The organism is Dyadobacter sp. Leaf189, from assembly GCF_001424405.1.
Taxonomy (GTDB): Bacteria; Bacteroidota; Bacteroidia; order Cytophagales; family Spirosomataceae; genus Dyadobacter.
Genome location: NZ_LMPS01000001.1, coordinates 2112590 through 2133795 on the forward strand (window position 1 = coordinate 2112590; position 21206 = coordinate 2133795).

A 21206-nucleotide genomic window follows, 5' to 3' on the forward strand; every position below is an offset into this window, starting at 1 on the left:
TAGTAAAAATATGCGGGTTTTCTTTGATGGTTTAATGGACAATATTTGTGGCATATAGAACTATTGCTGCGCATAAATAGGACTATATCTGTCTATTCACATCAATTTAATTCGCAAACTATGTCTTCATCAGCTACCTAATTACCAGTCGCCTTTCTAACACGTTCTCCGGGGCTTTGAACAGGAAGCCGTTCCGCTAAACCTTGGTCCTTCTGTTCTGCGATCATCTCAGCATACGGGTTTTCCAGCCTATGCCATTACTCTACTAACTCATCTTTTCTATGACAACACGTTTTCAAAACCACTATCTATCGGAATATTCAGGCCGCCACGACGCTGCCATATTCTCGGATCAACCAGGATCATTTAAAAAATATACGGGCAAGTTCTTTGCTTTGATACTGAGCTTGTTAATGCTGGCGCAAGCTTCCTTTGCGCAGCAGTCAAACCTGGTTTGTAACGATCAGACCAACTTTTCGGCACCAACGTTTGGCAATTTGACAGTAACGACAACAGTAGCCCCCAATAGCGGAGGAAATCAGACAACTGTAGCAAATACCTCTAATTTGACGGACAATGATGCTGCGACATCTGCTCAGGTTACACTGCGGGCGACCCGTAGTGGCACACTGTGTGGTACGGCCACAAATGCATCAGGAGTGATCAGGGTGGAAAGTCCCTCTGGTACTACTTACCAGCTAGGCAATTATGTAGGATTTATAACCAGTAATGATCTGGCGGATTTTGCCAGTGTGAACGTGGCAGCGACATTAAACGGGACCAGTGTCTCATCAACTTCAACCCCAATAATCTCTCAAATCGGGTCAAACCTTTATGAAGTCGGATTTGTAACAACAGGTAGCGGTAGTTTTAACGGTATTGAGATATCGCTCACTTTGAATGCACAACCATTACTTACCGGCTGCGGTACCGTTGAAGAATCTGTAAACGTATACAACGCATTTCAGGTAAATTACTGCACAACGCCAAGTTTCCCTGTTAATATTGCCAAAAACGCGAGCCTACCTGATTTTAATGTAACTGCATCCAGCAGTGGCGGGAACCTCGCTCAACTTTTAACTGTGGGCGGCATCGTTGATGAAGGAAATGCGATCAGCAGAAGTACAGATGATTATGCGCGCCTTGTTCAGTTGGTAGGTAGCTTAGGAACTAAATTCCTTCAGGTTCATGATAATGTCACTACTTATCCCTCCGGAACGTTCGCCGGATTTGAAATAAGTACAGCAAGTACGCTGCAGGTTAATTTGCTATCTGATATTACCATACAAACAAGCCTGAATGGAACAGTTGTTGACTCTGAATCGGGCACCGGCCTTGTCGTATCGGGAGAGTTGCTGTCGGCAGGCACCAGGAAGACAATTGGTTTTACCTCTACCGGACCTTTTAACGAAGTCCGCATTATTTTCAACGGCTTGGGATTACTCGTAGGTGAAACGCGAATCTACAATGCGGTTTTCCAGCGCTTCGCAGAAGGTCCCGCGCTGGCGTGTAACACACCTACGCAACTGACAGCTCCTGCTTATCCGCTCACAGTTGGTCTTACCAATACCGGTCTTTCCGGAACTGCCTGTGTGGCTTGTTCTATCTCGGATCAAAACAATGTGATAGACGCAGATGTAAATACCCCTGCCACCATTAACGTTCTGGCTGCTGTGGGTGCAGAAGGTTCTATATCTGTTAAAAAAGAGGGGATTTCTTATCAGGCTGGTACTTTCGCAGGGTTCTCGATTGGTAATGCGCAGCTGGTTGGTTTGAGCCTTTTCAAAAACATTACCATTACGACTTACCTTGACGGAGAAGAGCAGGAATCTCAAAGTGGCACGGGAGGGCTGATCAATGTCGGCGTACTCACCGGCTCCCGTCAAACTGTCGGTTTTGTGACGAATGAGGAATTTGACGAAATCAGGATCACGGTCGAGCAAACGGCAGATGTTACTTCTACAACGCTGGTTTACGGACCTGTGATTACAAACTTCTGTAATGATGGGGCGCTCACCTGCAATACACCGGTTAATGTAACAAATCCAAACTATGCAGTTTTTGTAAATGCAGCTAATACCGCGATCAACTCTGCACTATGTGCCAATTGCCAAATCACAGAATCGCAGGCTGTTGTGGATGGGTCGTCTTCCGACGATTACGCGAGCATCAATCTGGCTGCAGCAGTAGGCAACATAGCAGGATTTTCTGTTAAAAATGCGATCACCGACTATCCTGCCGGCACATACGCCGGGTTCGATATCCTTACCGGCTCTTTGCTGAATGTGGATGCGCTGGCAGCGATCCGGATCCGGACTTATCTGAACGGCGCTGAAACTGCTTACTCGGCGGGTACTGGATACACTGGAACTGCCTTGTTGGTAGGAGCGGGGCTACTTACATCATCCGGCCGCCAGACAGTTGGAGTTGTTGCAGAGGATGTGTTTGATGAAGTTAAGATTGAATTTACAAATCTCTTGAATGTGCCACTTGGTACAGTGCGTATTTACAATGCGGTTATTCAGCAGATGTGCAACAACAATCCGGTTGTTTGCGGAACAACAGGCTTACTGGTTGCTCCCGCACAGCCGGTCGTGGTGGAAAGCTCCCGCACAGGTCTGACAGGTGTATGTGCATTATGTGAGGTGCAGGATGCGAACAACGTCATTACCGCATCTACTTCGGACTTTGCAGTGCTAAGAGTTCCGGTAGGTGCAGCAGGCTCTGCGTCCGTTTCTGTGAAAAACGGCGTGGTAACTTATGGTGCAGGAACAGTCGCAGGTTTTACCATCCAGGATCTTCAAGGGATTGTTTCATTGGATTTACTCCAGTCGCTGACACTCTCTACCTACCTGAATGGACAGCCAACCGGCGAAACTGCGTCAGGTAATACGCTGATCGCCCTACGTCTGCTGCTTCCATTGATTGGCAATGGTACGGAAAACGATATTTACAATGTGAACTTTACAGCTACCCAGCCGTTTGACGAGATCAGGCTTTCTGTTAATTCACTAGCTGGCTTGCTTAATCAGGTTCGGGTTTACGGAGCATTTGTAACACCATTTGCAGATGGTTGCCTGACACCAGGTCTGACATTCAATGAAATTCCTTATAATGCTTATGTAGCCACTGCATATAATGGAGTGAATCCTGTAAGTGTTGCAACATACACAGGTGAGGGTGAAACTTATTCAGTTGTGTCAGGAACTGGCTTCAACAGGCTGCCACCAGGATTGTCAATCGACCCGAATACGGGAGTGATCAGCGGGTTCCCGGATGAAAATTCACAGGGTATCTACACTTTCCTTGTAGAGGTGAGGGATTCAAATGGCAACCGGATTGGACAGAGAACATACCAGATCAATGTACAGGACAGTTCGCTACCCGTTACCCTGGCCAGCTTCACCGCCATCGCGGAGGGCATAACTACTTCGCTCAGCTGGGCTACTTCCGAAGAGGCAAACAGTGACCGCTTCGATGTGGAACGCAGCCAAAATGGTAAGGTTTGGTCGAAAATAGGCTCCGTTCAATCTGCTCAGGAGAGCAAAGGGATGAAGTACTACAACTTCTCGGATAACATGCCGGCAGGTGGAATGAATTACTACCGCTTGAAAATGGTCGACCTCGACGAAAGCTTTGCTTACAGCCAGATCAGGGAGGTAAAATTCGGATCCACTGGCTTTGTTTCTCCAAACCCGGTAAGATCAGGTGAAATGCTGAAAATCACGCTGACCGACTGGTCAAAAGTGAAGCAGGTACAAGTGATCAATGCAGCTGGAAAAATAGTGTTTGAATCCAGCAATGCGTTTTCTGCCGGTATCAACACCACTAATTTGTCGACTGGCTCTTACATTGTCAAAGTAATCCAGCTTGACGGCAATGTGTCGACGCACAGATTTGTTAAACAGTAGCCCTGTAAACACGATACACATTCAGACCGCCGGAATTTATCCGGCGGTTTGTTTTTTTATTCAACGGATTCGCCTCAATACACTCGAATATATTTGACAGCTGCGATATATACATATATTTGCGCAATAAGTTCTTGTACAACCTAGCCTAGTTATCGCACCTTATGCCCGGAAGAAAAAGCAAAAAACGTAAATGGAAAAAAGCGGCCATTGTCGTACTTAAATGGGTCAGCGCTATTTTGCCGGTTTGCGCGTTTATTTACATTCTTTATTACTACAAACAATTCGATTTTTTAAAGGAGAAAAAAGAAGCGGTTTCCAAAACCGAAGTAATCTCCAATTCGGACTCAGCGGCTACATTTTCCATGAATGCCAAAGAGGCGCTACTCAAAAAGATCCTGATTCAGAATAATGAGTGGCATTCCGTCGGTGGGGTAGCAATCCACAGTATGACAATCGTGAACGGAACAGACAAAAAACTGTCGAGCGTAGATGTGGAATTTAAATACCTGTCTGAAACGCAGTCGGTGGTTACCTCCAAGATTGTCAACGTAAAAGCGGCTGTTGCGCCTGGTAAGTCCTACAAGGTTTCCGGCGTAAGTGCCGGGTACGTCAACAACAGCGTAGTAGGTTGCGACACCAAGGTCGCCAACGCCAGATTCTAAGTTAAGTTGTGGTGTAAATTCCTCAAATTCATACTGTAACGCTTGCAAAAGCCTGGTATGATATTTTCATGTTTAAGGTCAGTAGTGTAAAACATCCTGACTAAAAACCTGAAAATTATGGCACAGCTACTTCAAAACTTCTACCTGATACTTCCGTATCTGTTCTTTGTGTTATTGCTGGTTGCCGGCGGCGTTGGAGTGTGGCTGATAGCACAACTGAAAAAGGGGAGCCACTACCAGAATTATTCAGTCGGAGACAGGCTTTTTATGAAGCGTAACGCGTCACGGCTACGAAAAATGCAATTGAATTAATAACGATCTTATATAAAGAAAAACATCCCGGATGCAAATGTATCCGGGATGTTTGATTTTACTCAACGTTATTGAAAACCATTGCTGGCTTTCAGGATCAAAATTAATGATTTGTTAACTCATAACCGAGACTTTTCTTGGAAACAATTATATAATTTGTTGTTTCTAAGTAGAAAAGGTTCTAAGCTGGGTTAAGGGAAAGTACCTCAATAAACTTCTTCAAATCAGATGCAGAATATTGCAGTTTTTCTGCCTTTTCGTACTCTGAGAAAATAGACAGCATTCTGTTGTATTTAAGCATAGAAGTCCCTTTGTGCGATTTTAGCTGTCTGCCTTTATACTCGCCATGCTGATCCATCCTGTCAACCAGGTACGACATCATATAATAGTGCATTCCACTGTCTTCATCAAAACCTTCAAATTCGAGAGAAGAGAGGTCTAGTGTTTCTTTTTCATCGTCTGTCAGCAGCCGAATGGAGTCATTAATCCGGCCATACATTTTCATAATGTCCGAAATTTCATTGTAAACGCTGATTGGTACCTCTTCATAAAGTGTATTAAATACTTTCGGGTAAAGACCTGTATAGCCTTTTTCAAGGATTTCTATCCTTCTTTCGTTGGCATCCTTCTCGGTTTCGTCACCTATAATTGCCAGAATTTTGCACTGATTAATGAGGAGCTGGCGTTGCAGCAGGGAGATGCTTTCAGGGATCATTTTCGTATAGATAGCTGTGGTATTGCGAGCAAGTTAGTAGCAAAATGTAGCAAAAGATATGAGATTAATCAACGGGCGCTCAGAAATTTGAAGCAATGCACGCATCTTTGTATTTATTCTTACTCAATTTCCGCTAAGCTTACCTTTTGATCATGGAAACTACTGAGAAACCTTCGCAGGGCGCGAACGATTTACTGCACGGGAATGCCACCTTGCCGCCCACCCCGGAACAGCTCGCCGCATTTGTAGCAAGCCGGGAAACCGAAGAAAACATGCAGAAATTGGCCGGAAAGTTGGCTGAAGAATGGAATGAAGAAATGGACATCACGCACAAGCCGGATCTTTCCTATGCCAGATTTGAAGAAAGGCGCAGGAGCGCGGGAGATCAGTAATCGTACCAGTCTCCCCACCAGTTTTGCAGCTTTTTCCGGATTTCTTCCTCGCGTGCATTTCTGCCGGGTTCAAAAAATTTGCTGCCTTTGATCTCGTCGGGCAGAAAGTTCTGTTTCGCAAAGTTGCCCTCGAATTCGTGGGCGTATTTATAATCCTTTCCGTAACCGATTTGCTTCATCAGTTTGGTAGGCGCATTGCGCAGGTGCAATGGAACGGGTAAATGCGCGGTTTTTTCAGCTGCCTGCATTGCCGCAGAAATTGCCGTGTAGCTCGCATTGCTCTTCGGAGAAGTTGCCAGATATATCGCCACTTGAGATAAAATAATGCGGCATTCGGGATAGCCCACTACATTTACGGCCTGCATGCATTCGTTTGCCATAATGATAGCGGTAGGATTTGCATTTCCGATATCTTCCGAAGCCAGGATCAGCATGCGTCGTGCAATAAACGCAGGATCTTCGCCGGCAACGATCATCCGCGCCATCCAGTAAAGTGCTCCATTCGGGTCACTTCCACGCAGCGACTTGATGAATGCAGAAATGATATCATAATGCTGCTCTCCCGATTTATCGTATCGTGCAATGTTCTGCTGGGCAACCTCGACCACCCATTCATCTGTAATCTCAATTTCAGTTACCTCACCTTTTGCCAACACGACGAGTTCGAGCAGGTTCAGTAATTTTCTGCCGTCTCCGCCCGAAAGCCTGAATAATGCATCAAAGGAATCAAACCTGATGTTTTTCTCGCTAAGCCATTTATCTTTTTCAAGCGCTCTTTTGATCAGGTTTTTCAATTCATCCTCACCGAAAGCTTCAAGAATGTAAACCTGACAACGGGAGAGTAAAGCGGAATTGATCTCGAAAGAAGGGTTTTCCGTCGTCGCTCCGATCAGAGTAACCTGTCCCTTTTCTACTGCGCCGAGCAATGCATCCTGCTGACTTTTATTATAGCGATGTATTTCATCAATAAACAAAATAGCAGGAAAAAGACCCGAAGGTCGCGCCAGCACTTCGCGCAGATCTTTCACACCCGAACTGATCGCGCTCAGGTTGTAAAACTGGCGTTTGGTCGTTTCCGCAATCAGCAATGCAAGCGTAGTTTTACCAACCCCTGGCGGTCCCCAGAAAATCATCGAAGGGATTGCATTTTGTAGAATGGCGCGGCGCAGCGGGCCTTTCGGACCCAGCAATTTTTCCTGGCCAACAAAATCATCCAAGGTTCGGGGGCGCAAACGTTCTGCAAGCGGGGTGCTTAAAAGCGTCATTCAGGTGTATCTGGTTTGTTAATGGTACCCATATCAACAAAAAAAGCGTGGCTAAGTTCGCCACGCTTCTCTTCTCAAATAGTAAAAAGCTTAGAATGTAAGCCTGTCAAGTGTCATTTGTTTTTTAAGATTACCCAAGGCACCAAAAACAAGATTGTATACCGATTGAATGTTGATTTTCATCAGGTCGGCGATCTCGTGGTTATTCAGGTTCATGTAAAATTTCAGGAAGATCGCCTCACGCTGGCGGCGTGGAAGTCCATTGATCGCCACATTCAGGTGCTGGTTGGTCGATTCGAATTCTTCTTCTGAAATCAGGTGGTTTTCGTGGGAAGGAGTGTTGATATGCCAGTATTCCACCGGGATATCTTCGTTGCTGGTGTGCTTTTGCTGTGCATTCAGGTGGCGCACCAGTTTTCTTTTAATTGACGCCATAAGATAAAACCGAACGGAAGTGGTATCACCCAGCGTCATTCGGTTTCTCCAGAGTTCAACGAACAGGTCGTGAATGCAGTCTTTAATTAATGGTTTGTCAATGGTAAACTGTGAACAGTACTGGTAAAGAATGTGAACGTAAGAGCGGTACAGGCATGCATAAGCATTTTCATCGCCTTTTCTGAATTGATCCCAAAAACAGAGTTCTTCTTCTTGCTTGTAGCGTAGGTGAGCCATTGTTTGGAAAGGATTTTGATTGGGGTTAGGAATTGGAATGTAATAATAAGGGTCATTATAACACTTGTAAATATATTTATAAAAAAACGTATTTAAAAAATATTTTCGTCAGAAAATTATATTTCAAAGTTTAATGTTGCTATTTCCTGATTTATGTAACTTATCGAATACTTAATGGCACAAAATTGAAGTTTGCGCCGTCAAAAAGGCCTTTGTCGCTCAGTTTCAATGCAGGTATCACAAGTAATGCCATAAATGACAAGCTCATAAAAGGCGATTTTAGGGTAGATTTCAGCTTGTCTTTCACAAATTGATCAATCTCCGTATAAGCCGCCGCTACTTTGTAGCCATCCTCGTCGCTCATCAATCCGGCAATAGGCAAGGCAAGCAGCTGCTCTTCCTCAACTCCGACAGCAGAAACGCCACCCCTTGCCCCGATAATCAGGTTAACCGCTTTCGCAATTGCTTCGTCACTGGTACCCACAGCGATAATGTTGTGTGAATCGTGCGCGACAGAAGATGCAATAGCGCCGGATTTAAGGCCAAAATTCCGGATCAATGCAACTGCCGGTCTGATATCCGAATACCGGTTTACGACAGCTATTTTCAGGATATCCTGATCTATATCAACTGCAATCTTTCCGTTTTTCACCTGCACGGCCGCATTCAATTCTCCGGTAATCAACTGACCGTCAAACACCTCTATTACCCTTACTCCAATCTCGTTTTCTTTGCTATCAGTTGATAAACCAAATTCGTCCGCATTCTTAAAGCTGCATTCAAAATGGTTTGGATGCGCGCTCCTAAGGTCGTAAATGAGCGTTTTTCCGTTCTCAGCCACAGTTTCGCCATTGATCCTCGTTTCGAGAATCCGGAAATCATTTAGATTATTTACCAGGATCATATCTGCAGGATCGTCAACTTTCAGCAAGCCTACCGGCAGCTTGTAATGCAGCACAGGATTGATACAAGCGGCGAGCAGTACATCCCACAAGTTGTAGCCGAGCGCGAGCGCGCGTTTGACCAGTACATTAATATGTCCCTCTACCAGATTGTCCGGGTGCTTGTCATCGGAGCAAAACATCATGTATTCCGGGAACTCTGCGATGAGCGGGATCAATGCGTCGAAATTGCGGGCCGCACTTCCTTCGCGGAGAAGGATTTTGACACCATAGTCAATTTTCTCACGTGCCTCCTCATACGTAAAGCATTCATGGTCAGTACTAATGCCGTTTGATGCATACTTCTTGGCTGCTTCACCACGCAGTCCGGGGGCGTGTCCGTCTATTACCTTATTATAATGCTTTGCCCAGGCGATCTTTTGCATCATATCCGGATCCTCATTCAATACACCAGGAAAATTCATTACCTCGGCCAGGTAGCCAATTTCCGGCTTCGCGAGCAGCATTCCGACCTGCTCTGCGTCAATGGTCGCGCCGGCTGTTTCAAAAACAGTGGCCGGAACACAGGAAGGTGCGCCAAAACAAAACTTGAATGGCACGCGCTTACCGTCTTCAATCATAAATTCAACGCCGGACAATCCCAATACGTTGCCGATTTCATGTGGGTCTGAAACGGTTGCTACGGTACCATGCACTACCGCAAGCCGGGCAAATTGCGCGGGTGTGAGCATGGCGCTTTCTATATGTACGTGCGCATCGATAAATCCTGGCATCGCATAAGGAAGGTGAGGATCTTCCTGGCCTGTATTTTCAATGCGAACTATCCTGCCGGCTGCCATTTCCAGTTCGGCGGCGTAAACTAATTTCTCTTGTATATCAACGATATTGACTTTCATAATGCGGGATTGAGCGTGGTAAGGTGCCCGGAAATCGGGATTTTCCTGAATTCTTTCTGATAGTGCATCGGACTTTTTCCGGTATGCAGCTTAAAGTACTTATTGAAATTGGCAAAATTGTTAAAACCGCTTTCGAAGCATACCTGGGCAATAGGCAGCTTGGCTTCCGACAGCAGCTTGCAGGCGTGACCAATGCGAAGTTCGAGTAAAAACTGGGAATACGTTTTCCTGCTCCTGCTTTTGAAATACCGGCAAAATGAATGCGGACTGATATTGGCCACCTCCGATATTTCCTCAATGGATATCTTCTTTTGGAAGTTACTGAGGGAATACTGGTAAATGTGATTGATCCTGTCGGTGTCAAACTGATCGTATTCATGAAGGTTGGGCGTATCAGTCAGCAACTCCACGTCGGCACAATGCGACAGGCTTTCGAGAATTTGCAGCAGTGAAATAATGGAATTTCCATTGGTTTGGTCTAAAAGATCTTTCAGCAGCTTTTTGACAGTCTGGGTACCTGCGCCGGAGATCTTCATCCCTAACCTGGCTTTTACAAGCAATTCTGAAATGGATTTGTTTTCGGGAAGTTCAAGAAAGGATTTGCCAAAAATATCTTCAGAGAAGTGTAATACGGTAGCTTGTGCGTACAACTGGCTTTCACGATCGAAATACTTTTCATCACATCGCCAGTAATGCGGCAGGTTTGGTCCGATCAGCAGCAGGTCCCCATTCTGGAAGCTGCTGATATTGTCACCAACAAACTGGGTTCCAGAGCCTTGTTCAATATGGATCAGTTCAAGTTCGGGGTGATAATGCCAGCGATTGTAAAAGTAGAGTACCACATCCTGCCGGATGCTGAAAGATTTTTGCAAACCTTTGGGTACTTTGAGCAGCTGCGGTTTCATAAATAATTACAGGATTAATCCTTAAATTAGAAATATATGCCAATATAGTTGAATAATTTGCTACGATATTCATTTCTGATATTGATATATTATGTTGTTTTGTTTCAAGATTCCAATATCATCCACCATCCTGATCTGTATTAATAATCGTTAAATTATGGCTTCACAGCTTTTGAAAATACATCCTTCTGACAATGTTATAGTTGCTCTTCGCGATTTGCCGGCCGGCGCTCAGGTTAACTGGGACGGCGCTGATTATGGATTGCAATATGGTGTTTCGGCCAAGCACAAGTTTGTAACAGAAGACATTGAAACCGGCGGCGCTATCATTATGTACGGCGTGCTCGTTGGCCGTGCTACCCAGCCGATCAAAAAGGGAGAGCCAATCACAACTTTTAATCTCAAACACGACGCGCACGATTACAGCACTGCCAAGCGTCAGCCTTATTCTTATACACAACCAGATGTAAGTAAATGGGTTAACCGTACTTTCAATGGATATCACCGGGAAGACGGCCGCGTAGGTACCTATAATTACTGGCTCGTGCTGCCGCTGGTTTTTTGTGAAAACCGCAACGTTTTGATCATGAAGGATGCATTTGAGCGGGAGCTGGGTTATGCACAAACCGATATGTATCGCGACCAGGTAAGAGAGTTCCTGCATTTGTACCAGGCAGGAGATATGCGCAGGATCAAAAGTCTGGAAACGTTCGTGGATGCGCCGGTGCAAGCCAGGAGAAAGCCGGAGCGGCCGTTTGCCAATGTAGATGGGGTAAAATTCCTTACCCACGAAGGTGGATGCGGAGGTACCCGCTTCGATGCCAATACTTTATGTGCTTTATTCGCAGCTTATGCAGTACATCCCAATGTGGCAGGTATCACCGTGCTGAGTCTGGGTTGCCAGAACTCGGAGCTGAAAACGCTGGAAGACGAGATCAGGAAACGTGACCCGAATTTCAACAAACCGTTCTTTGCATTTGAACACCAGAAAGGTACCGAGTACTCGCTTATGTCAGGCGCTATCAAGGAGACTTTCATGGGATTGACGAAAATAAATACATTTGAAAGATCACCTGCGCCATTGTCCAAGCTTTCAGTCGGACTGAAATGCGGCGGCTCCGACGGATTCTCGGGTATTTCTGCAAACCCTGTACTGGGGCATTTGTCTGATCTGGTGGTGGGGCTGAACGGGCAAACTTTGCTGGCAGAATTTCCGGAGCTGAATGGGGTAGAGCAGGAGCTCCTGAACCGCTGCGTGACAGAAGAAAAAGCAGCGAAGTTTGAGAAGCTGATGCGCGACTATGCAGGAAAAGCGGAAGCAGTAGGTTCGGCATTTGCATTTAATCCTTCGCCGGGTAATATCAAGGATGGATTGATTACGGATGCGATCAAGTCTGCCGGAGCTGCGCGAAAAGGTGGAAATGCATTCATTTCAGATGTTTTGAATTACACCGAAAGAGCTACTGCATCAGGCTTGCAGCTGGTTTGTACACCTGGTAATGACGTGGAAGCAACCACGGGACAAACTGCGGCAGGGGCTAATATCATCCTTTTCACAACCGGACTGGGAACACCGACAGGTAACCCGATCTGTCCGGTGGCAAAAGTGGCTACGAACTCGGCGCTGGCCAACCGGATGCCGGATGTAATCGACTTTGATTGCGGACCTGTTGTAGACGGTACGCAAACGATCGAACAGAATGCAGAAGCCTTGCTGGAATACGTCATCAATGTAGCCAGCGGGGAGCTTACCAAGGCGCAGCAACTCGGTCAGGACGATTTCATTCCCTGGAAAAGGGGCGTTTCACTCTGATCACAGATTTGATCCAAAAAACAGGAAAGCAGGGTATATATCGTTAAAAAAGGCCTTTTTCTTTTATACTAATACTAAATGCATGTTTGATTTAAGTGGAAAAACAGCGCTGGTTACAGGCGGCGCGAGCGGTATCGGGTTAGCCATTTCAAAGACTTTCGCAAAGCAGGGTGCCACAGTGCATATACTGGAACTGAATATTGATTTGGCCAAACAAGTTGCCAATGAGCTTGTTGCAGATGGCGGGAAAGCCGAAGCGCACGCAGTAGATATTTCCAAACAAGCCGATGTGGTGAATGTGGTCAATGCGATCGCAACCAGTTCTCCGATCCATATTCTTGTAAACAATGCGGGTATCGCGCACATAGGCAAGGCGGATACGACTTCCGAGATCGATTTCGACCGGATTATGAGCGTCAATGTAAAAGGTGTTTACAACTGTCTGATGGCGACTATTCCGCATTTGAAAGCGAATGGCGGCGGCGTAATCCTGAATATGGCTTCCATTGCAGCCACGGTAGGTATCCCTGACAGGTTTGCATATTCCACAGCCAAAGGCGCGGTTTACTCTATGACCTTATCAGTCGCGCGGGACTATCTCGTGGAAGGGATACGCTGTAACAGCATTTCCCCGGCGCGCGTGCACACGCCATTTGTAGATGGGTTTATCGCGAAGAACTATCCGGGTAAAGAAGAAGAAATGTTCGAAAAACTATCAAAAACGCAGCCCATCGGAAGAATGGCGAAACCGGAAGAAATAGGAGCCCTGGCACTATACCTCTGCTCCGACGAAGCCGGCTTCATCACAGGCTGCGATTATCTGATCGATGGTGGATTTGAGAAGTTGAATAATTAGGGGGCTGTCGGCCGTCGGCAATCGGCTGTCGGCTTTTTTGCAGCAAGCTGCTTTGCATTACTAGGCAGCATATATTAAAGATTAACAACAACAACAACATAAACACAGGCCGAAAGCTGACTGCAGAAAGCCGATGTAAAAATCAATCTAACCAAACACAGGCCGAAAGCCGACTGCCGAAGGCCGAAGTAAATAGGCCGAAAGCTGACAGCTGAAAGCCGAAATAAAAAAAATGAAACTATTCCGATTTGGTGCTTTTGAGCAGGAGAAACCAGGGGTTGAACTTGCTGATGGTAAGAAAATAGATGTCTCCGCATTCGGGGAAGATTATAATGAAAAATTCTTCGCAACTGGCGGTCTGAGCCGGTTAAGCGAGTGGTTGGACACGAATGCAGCTACTGCCCCTTCGGTAGAAGATGGTTTCCGGTTTGGATCCTGCATTGCGCGGCCTTCCAAGATCGTCTGCATTGGGATGAACTACGCGAAGCATGCTTACGAATCGGGCGCGACGGAATTGCCGAAAGAGCCGATCGTATTCTTCAAATCCACTTCTGCGCTTTGCGGACCATTTGATCAGGTGATTATCCCACGAAATTCAGAAAAGACGGACTGGGAAGTGGAGCTGGCCGTAATTATTGGTAAAAAGGCGAGCTATGTAGACGAAGTGAATGCATTGGAGTATGTAGCCGGCTATGCCGTGCATAATGACTACTCCGAGCGCGCCTTCCAAATGGAGCGCGGCGGCCAGTGGGTGAAGGGTAAAAGCAATGATACTTTCGCGCCGCTCGGACCTTATCTGGTGACCAGCGACGAAGTAGGAAATGCCAACAACCTTGATTTATGGCTGAGCCTGAATGGAGACAAAATTCAGGATAGCAATACTTCCGATATGATATTTCAGGTGCCTTTCCTGATCAGCTACCTCAGCCAGTTTATGACATTGCTGCCGGGTGATGTGATCACCACAGGCACCCCCGCCGGTGTAGGTCTCGGTATGAAGCCGCAGGTATACCTCAAACCGGGCGATGTAGTGGAGCTTGGCATTGAAAAGCTGGGTAACCAGAAGCAGGAAGCAGTTGCGTGGAAAGCGCTCATTCAATAATAAAAACCATGACCATAGACAGTCACCAGCATTTCTGGATTTTTGATGAAGAAAGAGATTCGTGGATTACGCCGGAAATGGGTGCGATCCGGAAGAATTTTTTACCGGAGAATCTTTGGCCCGTGCTCAGGCAAAACGGGGTAAATGGCTGTGTGGCTGTGCAGGCTTCTTCAACTGATTCGGAAACCGAGTTTCTGCTTCAACTCGCCGAAGCCAACGATTTTATCAAAGGTGTTGTAGGCTGGGTCGATTTGTTTTCGTCCGATTTGTATCGCAAGCTGGAAAGGTATTCACAGTTTGAGAAGCTGAGAGGCTTTCGGCACGTGGCGCAGGGACAACCCGAGGGTTTTTTGCTGCAACCTGATTTTATCAAAGGCGTAGGTCAGCTCGTTGCATTTGACTTTGCCTATGATATCCTCATTTACCAGAACCAGCTGAAAGAAGCTTTCAATTTTGCTGTGAAGTTGCCCAATGTTCGTTTTGTGCTGGACCATATTGCCAAGCCCAAGATCAAAAATGGTGAGCTTAAACCCTGGGCTGATGATATACGTGCCCTCGCAGAGCTGCCCAATGTAAGTTGCAAAGTGTCGGGTATGGTTACCGAAGCCGATTGGGTCAATTGGGAAAAAGCCGATTTCAGGCCGTACCTGGATACTGTATTTGAAGCTTTTGGTACCGAAAGACTGATGTTTGGCTCCGACTGGCCAGTGTGCCTGGTCGCGGCGGAATATGAAGGTGCGAAAGGTATCCTGACCGATTATCTGAGCATGTTTTCCGATTCGGAAGTACGGCAGGTAATGGGTAAGAATGCAATCGATTTTTATAAGCTGGATATCTAAATAAAATAAAATGAAAAGGTACTGTCTTGCTGTCGACCTGGTTGACGATCCTGTGATGATCAGCGAATACGAAGCTTATCACAAGCAGCTCAGACCGGAAATCGAGAAGAGTATCAGGGATGCGGGCATTACGCAAATGGAGATTTTCCGGCTTGGCGACAGGTTGTTCATGATCATGGAAACGGAAGATGATTTCAGTTTTGATAATAAAGCCCAAATGGATGCGGCAAATGCCAAAGTTCAGGAATGGGAACAATTAATGTGGAAATACCAAAAGGCGCTGCCCCAGGCCAAGCCTGGTGAAAAGTGGGTTTTGATGGACAGGATTTTTGCCCTCGAACCATAGCAATTTTGTGAACCAGATTCGAATAGTTTGAGCAGACTAGGCTATATTTTACTGATTACAATTGTTTCATGCAGCTTATCGGCATCGCAGCCGCGCCGCGCAACGGAAGTGAAAGTAATGAGCTTCAATATCCGGCACGGTCTCAATCTGAAAGAGGAGTCGAACCTGAGGGATATTCTTAAAATTATCTCCGACCACAAGCCAGACCTGATTGCTTTACAAGCAGTTGACAGCCTGGTGGATAAGGGAAAAACACAGTTTCAGCTCCGGCAGATCGCCGTACAAACCGGAATGCATTACTTGTACGGAGTGGCCGACCGCTCGGAAAATGGGTCGCAGGGTGTGGGGATATTGTCGAGGTGGACTTTTGAAAATACTCAATCTATTGCTTTGCCTACCACGCAGGGAGCAGATCCGAAAGTGCTGCTTTGCGGACTTGTCAATCCGGTAAAGGGACTTACGTTCCGGATTTGCAGCTCGCGGCTTGAATATGCCTCGGTAATGGACCGGGCTTTACAGGCTGCTTATATTAACCAGATGCTGGTCAACAGCATTCAGCCAGTGCTGATCGGAATGGATATGGGCGCGCGTCCCAATGAGCAGCCTTACTTTTCATTCCGTAAAAATTGGCAGGATGCAGCACAAGGCTCGCAAATGCAAACGTGGAATGAAGGATTGCCGGGCGACAGGCTCGATTACATTTTTGCATTGCTGAATAACAGAGTACGCGTCAAGAACTATAAAGTTCTGCGGAACTATCCAGAAGTTTCGGATCACTATCCTATCCTTGCCACCATTGAATTTTGGTAAAATGAATTACTCAAACCTCAAAATCGGATTATTTATTCCCTGTTATGTTGATCAGTTTTATCCGCAGGTAGGTATCGCAACTCTCGAACTGCTGGAAAAACTGGGCTGCCGGGTTACATTTCCGCTGAATCAGACTTGTTGCGGCCAACCGATGGCTAACTCGGGTTTTGAGCACCTTTCGAGATCCTGTGATAACCTGTTTTTTGACCAGTTTTCGGAATGCGACTACGTGGTTTCGCCCTCGGGTAGCTGTGTGTTGCATATTAAAGAGCATTTGAAAGCAGATAATCGTGCGGACGAGTCGAAGGTTTTGCGCAAGAGAGTGTATGAGTTGGTTGAATTCATTACCGATATCCTGAAAATAGACCATATCGAAGCAGAGTTTCCGTACCGCGTCGGACTTCACCAGGGTTGCCACGGGCAAAGAGGGCTACATCTTTCGCAAATGTCGGAGCTTAATGCGGAGCCGTTTTCAAAACCGGTCACTCTTTTAAAGCAGGTGCGTGGATTGGAGCTGATCGACCTGGACCGTATGGATGAATGCTGCGGTTTTGGCGGAACGTTTTGTGTGAGTGAAGAAGCAGTGTCGGTGAAAATGGGTAAGGACAGGGTTGCTGATCACATCAGGCACAATGCTGAATTTATTACAGGCTCGGATATGAGCTGCCTGATGCATTTAGGCGGGATTTTAAAGCGGAACAATTCAAAGGTCCAGATAAAGCATATAGCCGAAATTTTGAACAGCGCTATAAAACAAATACCGGAACCCATCGCGTGAGTCCCGGTACTTTACAAAGTTTACGGATGTGCTCCGTGCCGGTTCAGAATCTGAGAAGAGCCTCGTTAGTTGATTGAAGAAACAACGCGGCTCGTTGTAGTCAAAATGTCAAACGATTGTGAAGCTTTCTCTTTTCCGTCCGTGATTTCGAAGGTATAAGTACCGTCCATCAGGGTCGATAAGTCAAAATACTTCAAATAGCTGTTGTCAACGCGTCTGCTTTCTGAGAAAAGTACATTCTTCTCAGTGTCCAGGATACGCACTGCGACATTCTTTGAAACTGGGTTATTATATGAAACGCGGAATTGCATTGGTTTAATCTGCAGAATGGTCAGTTTGTCAGTAGCCGACTTTGTATTTTCAGCAGAAACGATGTTGTCCTGAGCGATAGAATTAAAAGCAGAACCTGATAGAAGCAAGCCAGTCAAGGCTGCGATGATAAGAGTGTTTTTGGTTTTCATAGGAGTGAAAATTTTAATGTGTCTAAAAAAAGTTAAACTAAACTTTAATTGAGACTCCGATGCCCCGATCGAAAAACTTTGTGCTTCAAAAGTATAAGATATTGCATTACAATAAAATAGCTTTTTTTGAGAAAATTAAAAGTTGTTTATTAAACAATTTGCAAACTTGAAATAGTGCAACGAATGTGAAAAGTGCAATTCTTATTCTTCTAAAAGTACTATTACTAAATTGTTAAGGTAATTATGTCTAAGACAATCGTAGAGCATTCCGAAGCCTCGGAAGTCTTCAACCGGGACGAACCATATGTTGACTGGCACGACGAAACGCTGTGGTTCGTGCGCCAGAAACGGGATAAATCATCCAAGTTGCTGCCTGAATGGGAGCAGCTGCGTGAAACTGCATCGGGCATTAAAAACTATGTTTTGTCTCATATGGACGAGCTGCTGATCAGTTTTGAGCAGAAAGCCAAAGAGAACGGCGTGCATGTGCACTGGGCAGCGAATGCGGCCGAGCATAATGAAATTGTGCTGGGTCTGTTGCGAAACCACGGCATTACCAAAATGGTAAAAAGTAAATCAATGCTGACCGAGGAATGTCACATGAATGAATTCCTCGTAAATAACGGCATTGAAGTTATTGATACTGATTTGGGCGAGCGCATTGTGCAGCTAAGGCAGGAGCCGCCGAGCCACATTGTACTGCCGGCTATTCACCTGAAAAAGAAAGATATAGGCGATCTTTTTCACGAGCATCTTGGTACGGAAGCAGGCGCAACTGATCCGCAGTACCTGACCGAAGCCGCAAGACAACACCTGCGTGACAAATTCCTGACGCGCCGGGCCGCATTGACCGGTGTCAATTTCGCCATCGCTGAAACGGGTGGATTTGTGGTTGCTACCAATGAAGGAAATGCAGATATGGGCGCGCACCTGGCGGATATTCACATTGCCTGTATGGGTTTTGAGAAAATTATCCCGAAGCAGGAGCACCTCGGGGTGTTTTTGAGATTGCTCGCGAGAAGCGCCACGGGGCAGCCAGTTACTACCTATAACAGTCATTTCAAGAAGCCCCGGGAAGGTCAGGAAATGCACATTGTTATTGTTGACAATGGCCGCACAACCCAGCTGGGCCGCGCTGATTTCCGGAACTCGCTTAAATGTATCCGTTGCGGCGCCTGCATGAACACTTGTCCGGTGTACCGGCGGAGCGGCGGGCACAGCTACCACAATGCAGTTGCCGGGCCGATCGGCTCTATCCTCGCGCCAAACCTGGATATGACGAAGAATGCGGATCTGCCGTTTGCAAGTACGCTTTGCGGAAGCTGCTCGAATGTATGTCCGGTGAAGATCGATATACACGATCAGCTTTATAAATGGAGGCAGGTACTGGCAAAAGCCGGCCACGTACCTCAGTCTAAAGGTTTAGGGATCCGTGCCATGTCAATGGTATTGTCGCAGCCGCGGTTTTATCAATGGTCGGGCAGGTTGGGCCGTTCGGTAATGCGTACGATGCCATTTGTAGTTAATAACGGATTAAATCCCTGGTATAAACAACGCGATATGCCCGAAGCGCCGAAAGAGAGTTTTCGCGATTGGTATATCCGAAACCGCAAAGAATAATGGGTACAAGAGAACAAATCCTGGAAAAGATCCGCCTGAACAAGCCGGACCCGATTGCACTTCCGGAGCAGATGAGGTTTACCAGCTTTTTCGAGAACACGGAAGTCAAGTTTATCGAAACACTTCAATCAGTTTATACGGAAGTTGTTGTGGTAAAGAATGCACAGGCACTCGCAGAAAAGGTGGAGGAACTGTACGCAGGCGTCGTAAACCGCGCGACCAACATTCCGCAGCTGGCTTCCTGGGCTGATTTCAGTTTGAATGTAACAGACCCGCACGAACTTGAACTGATTGAAATTGCTATCCTGAAAGCAGAATTTGGTGTAGCGGAGAATGGGGCAGTCTGGATTTCCGATAGTCATTTGCAGCATCGCGTCCTGCCTTTTATCACACAAAACCTGGCACTCGCCATTCCCCGCTCGGCTATTGTGAACAATATGCACGATGCTTATGAGCGGCTTACTGACACGACTGGCTGGGGCTGTTTCATCGCCGGTCCGTCGAAAACGGCGGACATTGAGCAATCGCTGGTGATAGGAGCGCACGGTGCCCGCAGTATGGTGATATTCTTGATTGAGGAGGAATAGCATGGAACAAGCGATTGAGCTCCGGCCTTTTCAGCGAAATATGGCGGCCGACCTGGCCCGGCTTGCAGATAATCCTAAAGTTTCAGCGCAGGTGCGGGACAATTTTCCTTATCCTTATACCATTGCCGATGCGCATTACTGGATCGATATGTGCAGCAATGCAAATAGTAATGCATTTCAGCGCGCCGTTTTCTTTGAAGGTAAATTTGCCGGTGGAATTGGGGTTGTACGGCAGGAAGATATTTACCGAAACAATGCAGAAATCGGCTACTGGCTAGGCGAACCTTTCTGGGGATGCAATATCATGACGGCCGCACTTCGCGAAATGACAAGCTGGATATTTGAAAATACCTCCATAACGAGATTGTTTGCCGGTGTTTTTGAGACCAATGCGGCTTCTGTGCGCGTACTCGAAAAAGCAGGCTATGAACTGGAAGCGGTTCACCGTAAAGCAATTATTAAGAATGGCCTCGTGCTTGACGAGCACTTGTATGTAAAGCTGGCCTGAGCGCTGCTATCTTTTTCTCCAAAAACTTGCTGGAAAAAAGTCCCCGGCGAGTTCTTTCCTCTATTTTTGCATAGTTCACGATATTTATTTTTCCGGCTGATCTGCGTTTGTTGAAACCGGAAAATGACGACTCCAATTATGCCAAAAATCATTGTTGCAATTGATGGCTATTCCAGTTGTGGCAAAAGCACAACGGCGAAACAGGTTGCAAAACAGCTCAACTATCCCTATATAGACACTGGTGCAATGTACCGTGCTGTGACCTTGTATTTTATTCAAAATCACGTCAGTCTCACCAATCCGAAGGAGGTTGAAACTGCTTTAAGCAACATTCAGATTTCCTTTCGGCGGCACGCACAGCTGGGTCGTAACGATACCTATCTGAATGGCGTGAATGTTGAGGATGAAATCCGCAAAATGTATGTTTCCGAAAAGGTAAGTGACGTCAGTGCGATTGCAGAAGTCCGGCATGCATTGGTGGCGCAACAACAGCGAATGGGTAAAACGAAGGGGATTGTAATGGATGGACGCGATATAGGTACCGTCGTGTTTCCGCAGGCTGAACTGAAAATATTCATGACAGCCGATCCCCTTATCCGGGCGCAGAGAAGACAAATTGAACTGATGGAAAAAGGGGAGCTGGTAGGTCTGGCAGAAATTGCCGATAACCTGAAAATGCGCGACCACATCGACACCCATCGCGCCGAAAGCCCGTTGCGGCAGGCAGATGATGCTGTTTACATTGATAATTCCATGATGACGCTCGACGAGCAGGTAGAGCTGGTCGTGCGCCTCGCCGACGAGCAGATCGGACTCTCGCTGCGCCGTCGAAACGCCAGCAAGGCTTGAAA

Annotated in this window: 21 protein-coding genes; 15 read left to right on the forward strand and 6 right to left on the reverse strand. The window is 46.4% G+C overall.

All coding sequences use genetic code 11. The annotated features are described in order from the left end of the window. Positions 1–281 precede the first annotated feature (281 nt). The 3 genes from ASG33_RS08885 to ASG33_RS25535 all read left to right on the forward strand — a co-directional run bounded on the left by ASG33_RS08885 (position 282) and on the right by ASG33_RS25535 (position 4888). Complete coding sequence (locus tag ASG33_RS08885) at positions 282–3911, forward strand: putative Ig domain-containing protein (RefSeq protein ID WP_056282760.1); 3630 nt, start codon at positions 282–284, stop codon at positions 3909–3911. A gap of 164 nt (positions 3912–4075) precedes the next feature. After that, positions 4076–4576, forward strand: coding sequence for a hypothetical protein (locus ASG33_RS08890; RefSeq protein ID WP_056282765.1), 501 nt, complete (start codon positions 4076–4078; stop codon positions 4574–4576). Between the two features lie 117 nt (positions 4577–4693). Next, positions 4694–4888, forward strand: a complete 195-nt coding sequence (locus tag ASG33_RS25535; RefSeq protein ID WP_031527555.1) for a hypothetical protein — start codon at positions 4694–4696, stop codon at positions 4886–4888. A 181-nt stretch (positions 4889–5069) separates the two neighbouring features. Here the strand turns inward: ASG33_RS25535 and ASG33_RS08895 are convergent, their stop codons facing one another. Beyond that, on the reverse strand, positions 5070–5603 hold the full coding sequence (locus ASG33_RS08895) for a YfbU family protein (protein ID WP_056282767.1): 534 nt from the start codon (positions 5601–5603) through the stop codon (positions 5070–5072). Between the two features lie 152 nt (positions 5604–5755). On the opposite strand from ASG33_RS08895, the gene ASG33_RS08900 reads away from it, so the two are divergent. Next, positions 5756–5995, forward strand: a complete 240-nt coding sequence (locus tag ASG33_RS08900; protein WP_056282771.1) for a hypothetical protein — start codon at positions 5756–5758, stop codon at positions 5993–5995. Here the strand turns inward: ASG33_RS08900 and ASG33_RS08905 are convergent. The 4 genes from ASG33_RS08905 to ASG33_RS08920 all read right to left on the reverse strand — a co-directional run bounded on the left by ASG33_RS08905 (position 5989) and on the right by ASG33_RS08920 (position 10635). Beyond that, the gene (locus tag ASG33_RS08905) at positions 5989–7260 is read right to left on the reverse strand and encodes a replication-associated recombination protein A (protein WP_056282775.1); all 1272 of its coding nucleotides are present in this window, start codon (positions 7258–7260) and stop codon (positions 5989–5991) included. The two genes, ASG33_RS08900 and ASG33_RS08905, sit on opposite strands and share 7 nt — an antisense overlap. Positions 7261–7350: 90 nt before the next feature. Next, positions 7351–7932 (reverse strand): RNA polymerase sigma factor, encoded by a 582-nt coding sequence (locus ASG33_RS08910; RefSeq protein WP_015815162.1) that lies wholly within the window; start codon positions 7930–7932, stop codon positions 7351–7353. A gap of 160 nt (positions 7933–8092) precedes the next feature. Then, positions 8093–9730, reverse strand: a complete 1638-nt coding sequence (gene ade, locus ASG33_RS08915) for an adenine deaminase (protein WP_200942730.1) — start codon at positions 9728–9730, stop codon at positions 8093–8095. After that, positions 9727–10635 (reverse strand): AraC family transcriptional regulator, encoded by a 909-nt coding sequence (locus ASG33_RS08920; protein WP_056282782.1) that lies wholly within the window; start codon positions 10633–10635, stop codon positions 9727–9729. Before ASG33_RS08920 ends, ade begins: the two co-directional genes overlap by 4 nt. Positions 10636–10792: 157 nt before the next feature. Between ASG33_RS08920 and ASG33_RS08925 the strand changes: the two genes are divergently transcribed. The 7 genes from ASG33_RS08925 (at position 10793) to ASG33_RS08955 (ending at position 17179) form a co-directional block, all read left to right on the forward strand. Beyond that, positions 10793–12448: a UxaA family hydrolase gene (locus ASG33_RS08925; RefSeq protein WP_056282785.1), complete on the forward strand. Its 1656-nt coding sequence runs from the start codon at positions 10793–10795 to the stop codon at positions 12446–12448. Positions 12449–12530: 82 nt separating this feature from the next. Further along, complete coding sequence (locus ASG33_RS08930) at positions 12531–13304, forward strand: SDR family NAD(P)-dependent oxidoreductase (RefSeq protein ID WP_056282789.1); 774 nt, start codon at positions 12531–12533, stop codon at positions 13302–13304. Positions 13305–13536: 232 nt separating this feature from the next. Next, positions 13537–14406, forward strand: coding sequence for a fumarylacetoacetate hydrolase family protein (locus ASG33_RS08935; RefSeq protein ID WP_056282792.1), 870 nt, complete (start codon positions 13537–13539; stop codon positions 14404–14406). 8 nt (positions 14407–14414) lie between these two features. Continuing rightward, the gene (locus tag ASG33_RS08940; protein WP_056282795.1) at positions 14415–15245 is read left to right on the forward strand and encodes an amidohydrolase; all 831 of its coding nucleotides are present in this window, start codon (positions 14415–14417) and stop codon (positions 15243–15245) included. 10 nt (positions 15246–15255) lie between these two features. Beyond that, positions 15256–15591 carry an L-rhamnose mutarotase gene (locus ASG33_RS08945; protein WP_056282798.1) on the forward strand — a complete coding sequence of 112 codons (336 nt, stop codon included), beginning with the start codon at positions 15256–15258 and terminating at the stop codon, positions 15589–15591. 27 nt (positions 15592–15618) lie between these two features. Continuing rightward, positions 15619–16401 (forward strand): endonuclease/exonuclease/phosphatase family protein, encoded by a 783-nt coding sequence (locus tag ASG33_RS08950; protein WP_229238599.1) that lies wholly within the window; start codon positions 15619–15621, stop codon positions 16399–16401. A 1-nt stretch (position 16402) separates the two neighbouring features. Then, positions 16403–17179: a (Fe-S)-binding protein gene (locus ASG33_RS08955; RefSeq protein WP_056282801.1), complete on the forward strand. Its 777-nt coding sequence runs from the start codon at positions 16403–16405 to the stop codon at positions 17177–17179. A gap of 65 nt (positions 17180–17244) precedes the next feature. Here the strand turns inward: ASG33_RS08955 and ASG33_RS08960 are convergent, their stop codons facing one another. Further along, positions 17245–17640, reverse strand: a complete 396-nt coding sequence (locus ASG33_RS08960) for a hypothetical protein (RefSeq protein ID WP_056282803.1) — start codon at positions 17638–17640, stop codon at positions 17245–17247. 243 nt (positions 17641–17883) lie between these two features. On the opposite strand from ASG33_RS08960, the gene ASG33_RS08965 reads away from it, so the two are divergent. The 4 genes from ASG33_RS08965 (at position 17884) to cmk (ending at position 21204) form a co-directional block, all read left to right on the forward strand. Then, on the forward strand, positions 17884–19260 hold the full coding sequence (locus tag ASG33_RS08965) for a lactate utilization protein B (protein WP_056282805.1): 1377 nt from the start codon (positions 17884–17886) through the stop codon (positions 19258–19260). After that, positions 19260–19847: an LUD domain-containing protein gene (locus ASG33_RS08970; protein WP_056282808.1), complete on the forward strand. Its 588-nt coding sequence runs from the start codon at positions 19260–19262 to the stop codon at positions 19845–19847. The genes ASG33_RS08965 and ASG33_RS08970 overlap by 1 nt, the downstream gene beginning before the upstream one ends. Position 19848: 1 nt before the next feature. Then, a complete protein-coding gene (locus ASG33_RS08975) occupies positions 19849–20355 on the forward strand; it encodes a GNAT family N-acetyltransferase (protein WP_056282812.1) in 507 nt (168 codons plus the stop codon). 138 nt (positions 20356–20493) lie between these two features. Next, positions 20494–21204, forward strand: a complete 711-nt coding sequence (gene cmk, locus ASG33_RS08980) for a (d)CMP kinase (RefSeq protein WP_056282815.1) — start codon at positions 20494–20496, stop codon at positions 21202–21204. Positions 21205–21206 lie beyond the last annotated feature (2 nt).

What these genes read in the sequence shown, in the direction of transcription:
- ASG33_RS08925 (WP_056282785.1), top strand. Translation starts at nt 10,793, where the DNA reads ATGGCTTCACAGCTTTTGAAAATACATCCTTCTGACAATGTTATAGTT.
- ASG33_RS08940 (WP_056282795.1), top strand. Translation starts at nt 14,415, where the DNA reads ATGACCATAGACAGTCACCAGCATTTCTGGATTTTTGATGAAGAAAGA.
- ASG33_RS08885 (WP_056282760.1), top strand. Translation starts at nt 282, where the DNA reads ATGACAACACGTTTTCAAAACCACTATCTATCGGAATATTCAGGCCGC.
- ASG33_RS08890 (WP_056282765.1), top strand. Translation starts at nt 4,076, where the DNA reads ATGCCCGGAAGAAAAAGCAAAAAACGTAAATGGAAAAAAGCGGCCATT.
- ASG33_RS25535 (WP_031527555.1), top strand. Translation starts at nt 4,694, where the DNA reads ATGGCACAGCTACTTCAAAACTTCTACCTGATACTTCCGTATCTGTTC.
- ASG33_RS08935 (WP_056282792.1), top strand. Translation starts at nt 13,537, where the DNA reads ATGAAACTATTCCGATTTGGTGCTTTTGAGCAGGAGAAACCAGGGGTT.
- ASG33_RS08955 (WP_056282801.1), top strand. Translation starts at nt 16,403, where the DNA reads ATGAATTACTCAAACCTCAAAATCGGATTATTTATTCCCTGTTATGTT.
- ASG33_RS08930 (WP_056282789.1), top strand. Translation starts at nt 12,531, where the DNA reads ATGTTTGATTTAAGTGGAAAAACAGCGCTGGTTACAGGCGGCGCGAGC.
- ASG33_RS08910 (WP_015815162.1), bottom strand. Translation starts at nt 7,932, where the DNA reads ATGGCTCACCTACGCTACAAGCAAGAAGAAGAACTCTGTTTTTGGGAT.
- ASG33_RS08965 (WP_056282805.1), top strand. Translation starts at nt 17,884, where the DNA reads ATGTCTAAGACAATCGTAGAGCATTCCGAAGCCTCGGAAGTCTTCAAC.
- ASG33_RS08895 (WP_056282767.1), bottom strand. Translation starts at nt 5,603, where the DNA reads ATGATCCCTGAAAGCATCTCCCTGCTGCAACGCCAGCTCCTCATTAAT.
- ASG33_RS08905 (WP_056282775.1), bottom strand. Translation starts at nt 7,260, where the DNA reads ATGACGCTTTTAAGCACCCCGCTTGCAGAACGTTTGCGCCCCCGAACC.
- cmk (WP_056282815.1), top strand. Translation starts at nt 20,494, where the DNA reads ATGCCAAAAATCATTGTTGCAATTGATGGCTATTCCAGTTGTGGCAAA.
- ASG33_RS08920 (WP_056282782.1), bottom strand. Translation starts at nt 10,635, where the DNA reads ATGAAACCGCAGCTGCTCAAAGTACCCAAAGGTTTGCAAAAATCTTTC.
- ASG33_RS08960 (WP_056282803.1), bottom strand. Translation starts at nt 17,640, where the DNA reads ATGAAAACCAAAAACACTCTTATCATCGCAGCCTTGACTGGCTTGCTT.
- ASG33_RS08975 (WP_056282812.1), top strand. Translation starts at nt 19,849, where the DNA reads ATGGAACAAGCGATTGAGCTCCGGCCTTTTCAGCGAAATATGGCGGCC.
- ASG33_RS08900 (WP_056282771.1), top strand. Translation starts at nt 5,756, where the DNA reads ATGGAAACTACTGAGAAACCTTCGCAGGGCGCGAACGATTTACTGCAC.
- ade (WP_200942730.1), bottom strand. Translation starts at nt 9,730, where the DNA reads ATGAAAGTCAATATCGTTGATATACAAGAGAAATTAGTTTACGCCGCC.
- ASG33_RS08945 (WP_056282798.1), top strand. Translation starts at nt 15,256, where the DNA reads ATGAAAAGGTACTGTCTTGCTGTCGACCTGGTTGACGATCCTGTGATG.
- ASG33_RS08970 (WP_056282808.1), top strand. Translation starts at nt 19,260, where the DNA reads ATGGGTACAAGAGAACAAATCCTGGAAAAGATCCGCCTGAACAAGCCG.